At 41.6% G+C, this 12478-nt stretch carries 10 protein-coding genes; 6 read left to right on the top strand and 4 right to left on the bottom strand.

Going from position 1 to position 12478, the window contains the following annotated elements:
• The first annotated feature begins 38 nt into the window (after positions 1-38).
• Both F944_RS13245 and F944_RS13240 read left to right on the top strand, forming a co-directional pair.
• The gene (locus tag F944_RS13245; protein ID WP_004991479.1) at positions 39-971 is read left to right on the top strand and encodes an RluA family pseudouridine synthase; all 933 of its coding nucleotides are present in this window, start codon (positions 39-41) and stop codon (positions 969-971) included.
• Positions 968-1633, top strand: a complete 666-nt coding sequence (locus tag F944_RS13240; protein ID WP_004991477.1) for an HAD-IA family hydrolase — start codon at positions 968-970, stop codon at positions 1631-1633. The genes F944_RS13245 and F944_RS13240 overlap by 4 nt, the downstream gene beginning before the upstream one ends.
• Before the next feature lie 42 nt (positions 1634-1675).
• Here the strand turns inward: F944_RS13240 and F944_RS13235 are convergent, their stop codons facing one another.
• Entirely contained in the window at positions 1676-2371 is a 696-nt protein-coding gene (locus F944_RS13235; RefSeq protein ID WP_004991474.1) for a DUF1345 domain-containing protein, read from the bottom strand.
• A 134-nt stretch (positions 2372-2505) separates the two neighbouring features.
• A complete protein-coding gene (locus F944_RS13230; protein WP_004991472.1) occupies positions 2506-3390 on the bottom strand; it encodes a LysR family transcriptional regulator in 885 nt (294 codons plus the stop codon).
• A gap of 226 nt (positions 3391-3616) precedes the next feature.
• On the opposite strand from F944_RS13230, the gene F944_RS13225 reads away from it, so the two are divergent.
• The 3 genes from F944_RS13225 to F944_RS13215 all read left to right on the top strand — a co-directional run bounded on the left by F944_RS13225 (position 3617) and on the right by F944_RS13215 (position 8169).
• Positions 3617-4561, top strand: coding sequence for a cation diffusion facilitator family transporter (locus F944_RS13225; RefSeq protein ID WP_004991468.1), 945 nt, complete (start codon positions 3617-3619; stop codon positions 4559-4561).
• A gap of 84 nt (positions 4562-4645) precedes the next feature.
• Positions 4646-5701 carry an MBL fold metallo-hydrolase gene (locus F944_RS13220; RefSeq protein ID WP_004991466.1) on the top strand — a complete coding sequence of 352 codons (1056 nt, stop codon included), beginning with the start codon at positions 4646-4648 and terminating at the stop codon, positions 5699-5701.
• Between the two features lie 116 nt (positions 5702-5817).
• On the top strand, positions 5818-8169 hold the full coding sequence (locus F944_RS13215) for a membrane-bound PQQ-dependent dehydrogenase, glucose/quinate/shikimate family (protein WP_004991463.1): 2352 nt from the start codon (positions 5818-5820) through the stop codon (positions 8167-8169).
• Between the two features lie 101 nt (positions 8170-8270).
• Here the strand turns inward: F944_RS13215 and F944_RS13210 are convergent, their stop codons facing one another.
• On the bottom strand, positions 8271-9791 hold the full coding sequence (locus F944_RS13210) for a catalase (RefSeq protein WP_004991461.1): 1521 nt from the start codon (positions 9789-9791) through the stop codon (positions 8271-8273).
• Positions 9792-10095: 304 nt separating this feature from the next.
• Entirely contained in the window at positions 10096-10722 is a 627-nt protein-coding gene (locus F944_RS13205) for a TetR/AcrR family transcriptional regulator (protein WP_010588575.1), read from the bottom strand.
• Positions 10723-10790: 68 nt separating this feature from the next.
• Between F944_RS13205 and F944_RS13200 the strand changes: the two genes are divergently transcribed.
• The gene (locus F944_RS13200) at positions 10791-12455 is read left to right on the top strand and encodes an acyl-CoA dehydrogenase family protein (protein ID WP_004991457.1); all 1665 of its coding nucleotides are present in this window, start codon (positions 10791-10793) and stop codon (positions 12453-12455) included.
• The last annotated feature ends 23 nt before the right edge of the window (positions 12456-12478 follow it).

The raw sequence follows: 12478 nt of genomic DNA, 5'->3' as shown, positions 1-12478 counted from the left end.
CACTCAAATTTAATAAATAATCGGGTTTCAAATACTGTATGAATTCTACACAGCAATGGCAAAGTGTCACTTGGTTTGACGTGGACGAGCATCAAGCCGGGCAGCGTATTGATAATTTTTTATTTAGCCGATTAAAAGGAGTGCCGAAAAGTCGAATTTATCGGCTGATTCGTGAAGGACAAGTGCGGGTCAATAAAAAACGCATTAAGGCAGAAAGCAAGCTTAATATTGGTGATCAAATTCGTGTGGCTCCGATTCGTTATGAACCAAAAGATGAAACTGCTGCGCCTGTGAGTGATCAAGTGGCACAAAGCTTATTAAAGCGTGTGGTCTATGAAGATGAAGGCTTATTGGTTGTGAATAAACCAGCGGGAATCGCGGTGCATGGCGGGAGTGGTGTCGCATACGGTTTGATTGAGGCAATGCGTGCCGCAACAGGTAAAAAGTATCTGGAACTGATTCATCGGATTGACCGAGATACCTCTGGGTTGGTCATGATTAGTAAAAAACGCAGTACTTTAAAACATCTACAGGATCTATTACGCGAGCATAAAATTCGTAAGACTTACGCCGCCTTAGTGAAAGGTCAGGTCAGTCTGGATAAGCAGCTGATCGATGCACCATTGTTACGTTATGAACTGGCCAATGGCGAGCGCCGTGTCCGTGTGACTAAAGAGGGCAAGCCGAGTAAAACCGAATGGGTGATTGCAGAGCGCTTTAAGGAAGCCACTTTGGTTTATGCTTCGCCTTTGTCTGGGCGTACCCATCAGATTCGGGTACATGGTTTGAGTATTGGTCATCCATTGGTGGGTGATGATAAATACGGGCATCAAACGATTTACACGGGCCCAGAAGCGCGACGTTTGTGTTTACATGCCATGCGTCTGGAAATTCCTGATTATCCTGTGATTGAAGCACCATTGCCTGAAGATATTCAAAGTGTCGTGGCACAGTTGAGAGCGCAAAAATGAATCGACCAGAACTGATTATCTTTGACTGGGATGGCACACTATTTAATTCAGTGGGGCAAATTGTGGAAAGCCTCAAATTTGCCGCAGCAAAATATGAACAGCCTTTAACAGACGAAGCTGCTCAAAGCATTATTGGTCTGGGTTTGCCTGAGGTGATGCAAACCTTGTTTCCGCAAGTTCCACATTTGCAACAGGATATCTTGGTCAGTTATGGCGAGCATTATGTGCAAAATTCTAAGCATGATGCTTGGTTTGACGGTGTAGCCGAGCTTTTGCAGGATTTAAGAGATCAGGGCATGAAGCTGGCGGTTGCCACGGGTAAAAGTCGTCGTGGGTTAGATCGTGTTCTCAGCCAGACCCAGAGTCATGAGCTCTTTGATATTACCCGCGCAGCCAGTGAAACTATGTCTAAACCGCATCCCTTAATGCTTGAAGAGATTTTGGCGATTACAGGCGTAGATGTTCAACATGCGATTATGGTCGGAGATAGTAGTTATGATCTTGAAATGGCGATGAATATCGACATGCCGCGTATAGGGGTGAGCTATGGCGTGCATGATATAACCGTGCTTCAACAATATCAGCCCTTAACCATTGTTGATGACATTGCGGGATTACATCATTATTTGAATCAATTGATTCAAATAAACATAGACGCATAACATTCAAATCATTTTTTCCAGCGCTAGTTTTAGACTCGTCTATTAACCCGATATAAAACTGGCCGCGATATTAATACAAATGGCTAAAATGGTCGTATTAAAGCCAAAGGCCAACATGGCATGGAAAATATTGAGTAGCCGCATGGGGCGGGAGGTAATCGACACATCAGCGGTTTGAGCTGACGTACCAATGATATAACTAAAATAAACGAAATCTGGATACATCGGATCTTGAGTTTTGGGGAAATCTAAACCGTCATCTTTGCCATCAGAACGCGCCATATAAAAATCATGGGCATAGTGCAAAGCAAATGCAGTATGCATAAATAGCCATGCCGAAATAATGGTTAATATGGATAAACCCAAGTGCCAATATTGAAAAGGCGTATTTTTAGTGATCGAGGAGAGTTGCATGACAATCGCAATAAGACACATCAATAGCGCCAGAATGACCAAAAGCATGATCACCCATTTACTTTCATCCTGTTTTTGAGCTTGAGATTGCATGGCAGAATGATCTGCCTGCCACATCATTTTTTTGGCATGAATGAGATATATGCCGACAGAAATATTCCAGCTCAACAAAATGATTGTTGACCAATGCCAAGTTGTGCTGAACGTTAACACTAAGGCAATCACGACGCCAATGCATAACGAAATAAAAAAGTGGGGACGATTATAAATACCGCTTTTCAGCCCCTGTAATCCAGTTTTCAACCCATGTAATACAGATAACATGCTCAGGTTTCTCCTGAAAAAATCGTTTTAATTTATTTGAGTGTTAGGTTTATTGATTTCGCAGAACTGATGTGGCGACTGTGCCTGTGATATTCATCGATCATGCAGCCCTGATCATTTACTTTAGTCAGGATTTACTCAGAACAAAATACTTTTGATAGCTGTTCGAGTAATATTTTTGTATGGTTTGACGTCTGCTGCGAATTAAAATTGATAAATAAGGGTAACTTTGGCAAATCAATCGCCAATGTCGCAATCACAAGATCAGAACTGAACATGTTCTTTGCATATGCAGGTAAAATCGTGCACCAATTCTGGTGTTTTAGCTGATTGATTTTGATCAAAACATCAGTCATTTCCTGAGTATGTAGAGTAAAATCATGCTGCTGGATAAATTCGCAAATGAGTGCATATAAGCTGGGAAATTGTTCTGCACTAGGTAATACAAAATCCAGATAGCCCAAGGCATGTGAAGGAATCACTTTTTCTTTGGCGAATGGATGATTCTTTGGCAAGACAAAAATTAGAACTTCATCGAATATTTTTTGACTGCAAATGGTCTCGGTATTGAGATTTTGATGCGTAAAGGCAATGTCGAGCTGATTTTGCATCAGGGCTTGAATATTCTGTTGTTCATCCAGATAAGTGAACTCAGTGATCAGTTTGGGGTGTTGAATACGTAATTGTGGCAGTACTTGCGGAAAAATGTGTACCTCGGCTGTTGCTACAAAACCAATGCGTAAGCGTTGCTGTTTTGTTTTTGCAATTTGTCTTGCTGTGGCGACTGCTTTATCGGCTTGCATCAAAGTTAAACGAGCTTGCTCTAAAAAAGCCGCGCCTTCCTCGGTTAGCTCAACTTTACGTTTGGTTCGATTGAATAATTGAACACCGACATATTCTTCTAAATCTTTAATCTGTTGGCTTAACGAGGGTTGAGCGGTATACAGTTTTAGCGCTGCTTTGCTAAAATTTAATTCTTCAGCAACAGTGACAAAGTATCGAAGATGTCTTAACTCCATCGAATGAATCCAAAAATATGAGCAATACAATTGGATTTGAGTATAAAGCACAAATCAGGCAAGCAGAAACAACAAGTAGAACCGATATATTTTAAACGCTAATATTCAGGGTAAAGGATCGTTATAGAGACCCTTTAACAACAAATGACAACAGGAAAAGTCTTTGTAAATAAATCGAGTACCGCTATAACAACAATGAATGAAAAAATAAGAACAGGGTTTTGCGATGGCTGAATCAAATAAAATCGTGGTGTATGCGGCGTTATTGGGCAATCTCATCATTGCTTTGGTTAAATTTGTCGCAGCTTATATCACCAATAGTTCGGCGATGCTGAGTGAAGCCGTACATTCTGTGGTGGATACACTCAATGAAATTCTATTGTTGCATGGATTAAAACAGTCACAAAAACCAGCCAATTTTCGCCATCCTTTTGGTTATGGCCGTGAACTTTATTTTTGGGCTTTTATTGTATCTTTGCTGGTTTTTGCATTGGGTTCGATCGTTTCAATTTATCAAGGTATACAACATATTCGCCAACCCGAAGAAATGGTTTCGCCCATGATTAATTATATCGTGCTTGGCATTGCGATTATTTGTGAAGGGATATCCTGGCGAGTCGCACTGAAAGGATTTCGTAAAGAAAAGGGTTCATTGGGTTATTTTGAAGCATTTCGACGCAGTAAAGATCCGACGACCTTTACTGTATTATTTGAAGACTCTGCCGCATTGATTGGTCTATTTATTGCTTTAATTGGGATTACCGCAGCGCATTATTTCAATATGCCCGTATTGGATGGTGTGGCATCTATCCTGATTGGTGTGGTATTGGCGATTTCTGCTTTTTTATTGGCACGTGAGACCAAAGGTTTGCTGATGGGGGAAACGGCCAATCCAGAGCTTCGCGAAAATCTTTTACTCATTGCGCAACAGGATATTGCTGTTTTTTCAGCAAATGGTGTGTTAACTGAGCAAATAGGTGCGCATCAGGTCATTGCATCATTAAGCCTTGAATTTAAAGATAGTTTAACTTCAGATGATATCGAAATCTGTGTGAATCGTATCGAAATGAAAGCTAGAGAAATTCACCCTGAAATTGTTGCACTGTTTATCAAGCCTCAGTCGAAGCAGGTCTGGTTGCAACGAATGAAAGGACGGTTACAAGACAAATAAATTGAGCAGTAGCATAATTTGATTTAATCGTTAAGATGAATAAACACCCGACCCTAAACTATTGCTGTATAACCGAATTACCCTATGAAAGAGAAGCCGACATTAACGTATCAATTGCCGACTCAATCCTGCTGGACACATACATGGAGTAAACCACCATTTCGGTATGCAGATTCAGAACATGCGAGCAGCAATCACTTTCACAATCAGATTAAACGCTCTGGTGCAAAAGGATCAAAAGAATTATTACGTTGGCTTGCCACGCGTGAATCATTTACATGGCAGGTCGATATTCAGCAGGAATATGAGTCTAGAATCAATACACCAATTGGATTACCTAAGAATCGTCCTAATGCAGATATGGATGATTGGCAAGTCTGGTTTGTAGGACATGCCACTGTTTTGATTCAAATAGGACCCTTTAATTTTTTGACGGATCCAGTCTGGTGTGAATATGCCAGTCCGTTGCAGGGGCGTGGTCCTCGTCGGGTTTGTCCAGCAGGCATTGCACTGGAGCAATTGCCTACCATTCATGGTGTGTTGCTCAGTCATAATCATTATGACCACATGGATCTGGCAACGTTACACTGGTTACACCAGAAATTTGCCATGCCGATTTATACGGGGTTGGGCAATCGTTATTATCTTTCTAAAGATTTTCATGTGATCGAAATGGATTGGTGGCAAATGATTCCGTTTCATGATGAAGTCACCATTGCCTACACCCCTGCACAACATGGTTCGGGGCGCGGCTTGCGAGATCAAAATAAGGCATTGTGGGGCGGATTTTCACTGATTACTCAAAAGGGACACTGTTTCTTTGCAGGAGATACCGCTTATTCTCCACATTTTAAGGAAATCCATGAACGCTTTGGAGATGCACGGATTGCTTTGTTACCGATCGGAGCTTATGAACCGCGTCAATTGATGCATTATGTGCATATGAATCCGCAGGATGCTTTGCATGCACATTTGGACTTACAAGCACATCGCTCTATGGCAATTCATTATCGAACCTTTCAGCTGACGGATGAAAGCCGTGATGAGCCTGAGCAGGAGTTGAGTCATCTACTAAAAACTTCATCGAAATTTGTTAATCCATTTTATTGTATTAGAGAAGGACATAAGTTAACGGTTTAATTCATTTTTTCTTATTTTATGTGAAAAGTAAAATAAATTTTCACGAAGTGACAAGCATATTATGTTAAACGTATGCTATAAAAAATAAAAAGATCAAAAAAAGAGGTCACTTCAGTATGAAAATAATGAGGATTTTAATCATTCTCATCACGCTATTTACCAGCTTATTTCTCATCATTGGAGGAATAAGCTTAATTAGTGCAGGTGGATCGTTTTATTACCTTTTACTGGGTTTAATTTATCTAGCAAGTAGCTTTTTATTATATAAAAATAAAGCACTTGGTTTTTATTTAACGATTATTGCGCTGGTTTTGACTGGTCTTTGGGCAATTTACGAACGGGGTTTTGCGTTTTGGCCGATGCTCGCAAGGATCATGGTTCCGTTGGGCTTGGCTTTCGTTGCGTTATATGCGTTACGAAAAGAGCATTACAATGCCAAAACGCTAGGTTTTAGTCTAGGTTCACTGGTGATTTTCATTGGTATGGCGATTGCCGCTTTCTTTCCGCATGATGCCCAATATGCAAATGGCAAGTCTTACCAAGCGCATACGCCTTTTGGAATGCCTGAAAACTGGACAGCCTATGGCCGTACCAATGAAGGAACCCGATTTTCACCGTTTACCTTGATTAACCGTGATAATGTCAAAAATCTGCAAGTTGCTTGGACCTATCAAACTGGCGATAAAGGTCCTGGGGTCGATCAAAACACGCCACTACAAATCGACAACTTGCTCTATAGCTGTTCACGTAACGGCATTATTGCTGCTTTAGATGTCGATACAGGAAAATCAGTCTGGAAGTTTGATGCCAATGGTCGATCACCTATGTGGCAACGCTGTCGAGGACTGGGATATTTTGATGCACGTGTGGCAACACCTCAACGTTCAATTGGGCAAGTCGCATTAACCCGTGAAAATCATCGGGCACAATGTCAGCAGCGGATTGTACAAACCACCAATGATGCACGTTTATTAGAGCTTGATGCTAAAACAGGTCAACCTTGTCAGGAGTTTGGTCGGCAAGGCTATGTTGATTTGAAGACAGGCATGGGAGATGTGAAACCTGGTTTCTATTTTCAAACGTCAGCACCACTGGTTGCAAACGATACTATCGTGATTGGTGGATGGGTGGTCGATAATCAGGAAGTTGCTGAACCTTCGGGAGTGATTCGTGGTTTTGATGCCAAAACAGGCGAACTGAAATGGGCATGGGATTTGGGTAATCCTGCGATTGATAAATTACCGCCTGAGGGGCAAACCTATACACGAGGTGCGCCAAATTCATGGACGACTTTAAGTTATGATGACAAACTCGGATTAGTTTATATTCCATTGGGTAATAACACGCCTGATTACTATGGCAAAGAACGCCCTGAATTTTCGAATCAATATAATTCATCTTTGGTGGCATTGGATGTGCGTACTGGTAAAGAAAAATGGCATTTCCAAACCACACACTATGATCTTTGGGACTATGATTTGCCATCGCAGCCTGCATTGATGGATGTTCCAGATCAAAATGGTCAGATCGTTCCAGCAGTAATGCAAACCACGAAACGTGGACAAATCTTTCTGCTAAATCGTGAAACAGGTCAGCCAATTGCTGATGTGGTTGAAAAACCAGTACCTTCAAAAAGCCCGATTCCAGATGAAAAACCACTTTCTCCAACTCAGCCATATTCAGTGGGTATGCCAACCATTGGTGCTGATCATTTAAATGAGAAGAAAATTTGGGGTGTTACCTTATTTGATCAACTGGTATGTCGGATTCAGTTTAAAAAAATGAGCTATGAAGGCGACTTTACGCCAGTCGGGTTCAATAAAACATTGGAGCAGCCCGGAAATTTAGGTGGAATGAACTGGGGAAGTGTGGCCTATGATGCTAAAAATCAGATTGCCTATATGAACGATATCCGTATTCCATCTGTATTCTGGTTGGTAAAACGCGATGAGTTTGCACAGGTTAATAAAAAATATCCATCCGATGGTACAGGACATGGACCTTCACCACAGACGGGTACGCCGTATGGGATGGTCACCATGATGTGGACATCTGCCATGGAAACTCCATGTACTGAGCCACCATTTGGTACGATTAGTGCGATTGATATGAAAAGTAAACAAGTGCTGTGGCAAGTTCCAGTAGGAACCACAAAAGACTTAGGGCCTTGGGGCATCAAGTCTCATATTCCTTTAGCGATGGGAATGCCAACCTATGCAGGTACATCGGTAACTGCTGGCGGGGTGCTATTCTTTGCGGGGAGTCAGGATTATTATCTGCGTGCTTATGATGCAGCAACAGGTCAAGAAATCTGGAAGTACCGTTTGCCAGTGGGTTCTAGTGCCACTCCAATGACTTATGTGTCGCCTAAAACAGGGAAGCAATATATAGTGGTTTCTGTCGGCGGTGCAGCACATTCTAGCGAAGTAGGAGATTATGTGATGGCTTTTGCCTTAAATCAGTCATGATCGATTAATAGGTTAAAATACAAAACAGCCAGTAATTTTACTGGCTGTTTTATTTTAGATGAAAGATCAATGAAATAATTCAATCTATCTAATTTAAAGATTTACAATAAACCAGGATTACCTTGAGCTGGATCAGTGGCACGAGCTGCTTGTGCATCTGCAACAGTTTTACCCAATGCTTTTGCGACACCTTCGCCATAAGCTGGATCGCAGGCATAACAGTTACGAATATGACGATATTGGATAAAGTCTAATGCGCCACCGACATTACGTGCGGTATTGTCAAATAAAGCCTGTTTTTGTTCAGCATTCATCAAATTGAACAAAGCACGTGGTTGGCTGAAATAATCGCTGTCGTCTTTACGGTAATCCCAAAAATCTGCATCCCCATTAATTTTTAATGGTGGTTCGCGGTATTGAGGCTGTTCTTGCCACTGATGGAAACTATTTGGTTCATAGTGTGGAAGCCCACCATAGTTACCATCCATACGGCCTTGCCCATCACGGCGGTTACTGTGAACAGGACAGCGAGGAGCATTGACTGGAACCTGAATGTGATTGACACCTACGCGGTAACGATGTGCATCAGCATAGTTCACCAAACGTGCCTGTAACATACGGTCTGGAGAGTAGCTGATACCAGGAACTAGATTACTCGGTGCAAAAGTCGCTTGTTCAACATCTTGAAAATAGTTTTCAGGGTTGCGATTCAGTTCAAATTCACCGACTTCAATCAGTGGATAATCGCCATGTGGCCAAACTTTGGTTAAATCAAATGGATGGTATGGGACTTTTTCCGCATCAGTTTCGGGCATAATTTGAACACATAATTTCCATTTTGGAAAATCACCACGTTCAATGGCATTAAACAAATCAGATTGACTACTTTCGCGGTCTTTACCAATGAGAGCTTCGGCTTCAGCATCGGTTAGGTTCTTAATCCCTTGTTGAGTGCGGAAGTGAAATTTAACCCAGAAGCGTTCGTTATTGGCATTGATAAAGCTATAAGTATGGCTACCAAAACCATGCATATGACGATAACCATCTGGAATACCACGGTCAGACATTACGATGGTAACTTGGTGAAATGCTTCAGGTAAAAGTGTCCAAAAATCCCAGTTGTAAGTAGGATTACGTAAGTTGGTTTTAGGATCACGTTTAACTGCTTTGTTGAGATCAGGAAACTGGCGAGGATCACGGAAAAAGAACACTGGCGTATTATTTCCCACCATGTCCCAGTTACCTTCTTCGGTATAAAACTTTAAGGCAAATCCACGAATATCACGCTCTGCATCAGCTGCACCACGCTCACCTGCCACGGTAGAAAAACGGGCAAACATTTCAGTTTTTTTACCAATTTCACTGAAAATTTTAGCGCGGGTATATTGAGTGATGTCATGGGTTACAGTAAATGTTCCAAATGCACCCGAACCTTTGGCATGCATACGGCGTTCTGGAATGACTTCACGGGCAAAATTGGCTAACTTTTCATTGAGCCAGAGATCTTGAGTAAGAAGAGGGCCACGTGCACCTGCCGTCATACTATTCTGATTGTCTACAACAGGCGCACCTGCATCAGTAGTAAGGTGGGTGACTGGACACTTTAGTTTATCGTCACTCATTTTAATTCTCCATAAAACAGGGTCTTGTGATTAAAATTCTAATAATGTCATGGGTATAGCAATACTATATAACTAACATTCCCAACCTTAAATGACATTGGATATTTTGTAAAAAATAATCGAATCTGTGATGCCTGAGGTCAATATCTTATGCAACATAAAAGCGCTGTATTGCAATATGATGAATCGACTTAAAGAGGGCAATCCATTCCGTGTAAATGATTCATACATTTAACATACGCTGTATTTTGTACAATGTAAAAACGATTAAATTTATTTTTATAAGAGATAAAATCGATTATTATCAAGATGTTTGGATAAATCCATAAATGGCGATTTGAATATCCTGTTCAAGGCATTCCCAGTCAGTTGTTTGATCGTGTTGCGAAACCATCAGCGTTTGGGAAATAAAACCATAACTAATACGATGAATATTGAGTGCAAGCCATTCAACATCCATCAGCACATGTTCGGGATGTTGCTTTAGCACAAAACACCACGCCTCTACGTGTTGTGAATAATGCTTCTGATAAATCTCGGTATTTGAAATTTGTCGTTCCAGAAGAAATAATTTCTTCCAGAGAGTGCCGTGTTCAGCAATCCGTTCAAGCTGTAAGTGGATCAATGCCTGAATATAGGTATTGAAATTGGGACTTGGTTTGAGAGCTTTTTCAGACGCTTGCTGTAGAGACAGCGCATTACGCTGCACATAATGATGAATGGTCAGCGCGAGTAAATCTTCTTTTTGGCTGAAATATTCATAAAAAGTGCCTAGACCAACACCTGCCAGATCGGTAATTTCCCGAATCGTGATTGTATTCGCTTCTTTCTCCAGTAAAAGCTGAACAAAGCTATCCATCAGTGCATCCTGAGTAAATCGGGCTCTCGACTGCTTGGGCTTTCTACGCACTTTGATACTGGTGATTTTCATAAATTAAATCCGAACACTTCAGGTCTGATTTGTTCCTATACTGTTATAAAAATAATCAAGGATAGGCAATGAATACAAGGATGATCCATCAGATCGAAAATCAGTTTGATGAGCTACAGAACTATAACTTATATCGAACCGATCCTGTTTTACAAGAAATCCTGATGCGTTATGGCAGTCAGGATCAAGCGTTGCTTGTAGAATTGGGCGAGAAAGTGGGCACTAATCAGGCCTATCTATGGGCTGATCAAGCCAATCGGCATACGCCAGAATTACAAACTTTTGATGCACGAGGTCGTCGTATCGATAATCTGGAATTTCATCCCGCATGGCATGCATGGATGAAGTTAAATCGTCAATATGGCGTACATGCGCATCCGTTTATTGCCGCGCAGTCTAAGACAAACTGGGTCGACTGGGCTGCACGGTTTTATCTCAGTGGACAAGTGGAATGTGGAAATTTATGTCCAAATGCCATGACTTTAGGCAGTATTCCATTATTACAGCGTGAGCCGAAGTTGTGGCAACAGTTAGGCGAAAAACTGTTATCAACAAATTATGATGAACGTGATGTGCCCATTTCAGAAAAATCATCGATCTGGATTGGCATGGGTATGACTGAGAAACAAGGTGGCTCAGATGTTCGTGCCAACCAAACTTTGGCGAAACCGATTGCAACTTCTGGTCGGAGGCAGCAATACTTACTCACAGGGCATAAATGGTTTTTTTCAGCCCCGATGTCCGATGCACATTTAGTGATCGCGCAAACCCCTGAAAATGGATTGGGTTGTTTCTATGTGCCGCGCTGGTTAGAAGATGGCACAAAAAACAGTGTGCATATTCAGCGTCTTAAAGACAAAGTCGGCAATCGTAGTAATTCAAGCAGTGAAGTTGAGTTTCATGATGCATGGGGCATGATGATTGGAGAGGAAGGGCGAGGTATTCCGACCATCATAGAAATGGCAGCATATACTCGGTTGACCTGTGTCGTGGGAAGTTCTGCCATTTTGCGTCAGGCTTTGGTGCAATGTCTGGCTTATACGCGTCAACGCAAGGCATTTGGCAAAGTCCTCGCTGATCAGCCTTTAATGCAGGCTGTTTTGACAGATTTGGCCTTAGAAAGTGAAGCAGCAGTCCAACTCAGCATGCATTTAGCTGCGAGTTATCAAGATCAGGATGATCTGTCACAGGCATGGGCGCGTATCATGACCCCTGCTGCAAAGTTCTGGATTTGTAAACGCGCCGTTGAACTGACGGGTGAGGCGATGGAAGTGTTTGGCGGTAATGGTTATGTCGAAACTGGAATGATGGCACGACTATTTAAAGAAGCACCTGTCAATTCCATTTGGGAGGGCTCGGGTAATGTCATGTGTCTGGATGTATTACGCGCGATTCAACGTCATCCAGCATCGCTTCAGACTTTATTTGAGTCTTTTTATGACGTGACCTCACAGGTACCACAACTGCACAATGAAGTGAATCAATTATTGGATGTCTTAAAACAATCGTCAGAACAACTGCAATTTATGGCAAGAAGTTTTGTGAGTCGTTTAGTCATACTCGCTCAAGCCGTATTATTAAAACGTTATGCGCCAGATCAAGTTGCAAATACTTTTATCCAGTCGCGTTATAGTATGTTTCATGGTCGTGTGACAGGATTAATTTTAATGCCAGAAACAGATCCAGACGCAAGAATAGTACAACAGATATTAGAGCGTAGCTTACCAATCTAAAAACGCTTAATTGAAATAAAAAT

It is taken from the genome of Acinetobacter ursingii DSM 16037 = CIP 107286, from assembly GCF_000368825.1.
Lineage (GTDB): Bacteria > Pseudomonadota > Gammaproteobacteria > Pseudomonadales > Moraxellaceae > Acinetobacter > Acinetobacter ursingii.
This window is presented reverse-complemented; position numbering and strand designations above follow the sequence as displayed.

What these genes read in the sequence shown, in the direction of transcription:
- F944_RS13230 (WP_004991472.1), bottom strand. Translation starts at nt 3,390, where the DNA reads ATGGAGTTAAGACATCTTCGATACTTTGTCACTGTTGCTGAAGAATTA.
- F944_RS13225 (WP_004991468.1), top strand. Translation starts at nt 3,617, where the DNA reads ATGGCTGAATCAAATAAAATCGTGGTGTATGCGGCGTTATTGGGCAAT.
- F944_RS13240 (WP_004991477.1), top strand. Translation starts at nt 968, where the DNA reads ATGAATCGACCAGAACTGATTATCTTTGACTGGGATGGCACACTATTT.
- F944_RS13220 (WP_004991466.1), top strand. Translation starts at nt 4,646, where the DNA reads ATGAAAGAGAAGCCGACATTAACGTATCAATTGCCGACTCAATCCTGC.
- F944_RS13235 (WP_004991474.1), bottom strand. Translation starts at nt 2,371, where the DNA reads ATGTTATCTGTATTACATGGGTTGAAAACTGGATTACAGGGGCTGAAA.
- F944_RS13245 (WP_004991479.1), top strand. Translation starts at nt 39, where the DNA reads ATGAATTCTACACAGCAATGGCAAAGTGTCACTTGGTTTGACGTGGAC.
- F944_RS13200 (WP_004991457.1), top strand. Translation starts at nt 10,791, where the DNA reads ATGAATACAAGGATGATCCATCAGATCGAAAATCAGTTTGATGAGCTA.
- F944_RS13215 (WP_004991463.1), top strand. Translation starts at nt 5,818, where the DNA reads ATGAAAATAATGAGGATTTTAATCATTCTCATCACGCTATTTACCAGC.
- F944_RS13210 (WP_004991461.1), bottom strand. Translation starts at nt 9,791, where the DNA reads ATGAGTGACGATAAACTAAAGTGTCCAGTCACCCACCTTACTACTGAT.
- F944_RS13205 (WP_010588575.1), bottom strand. Translation starts at nt 10,722, where the DNA reads ATGAAAATCACCAGTATCAAAGTGCGTAGAAAGCCCAAGCAGTCGAGA.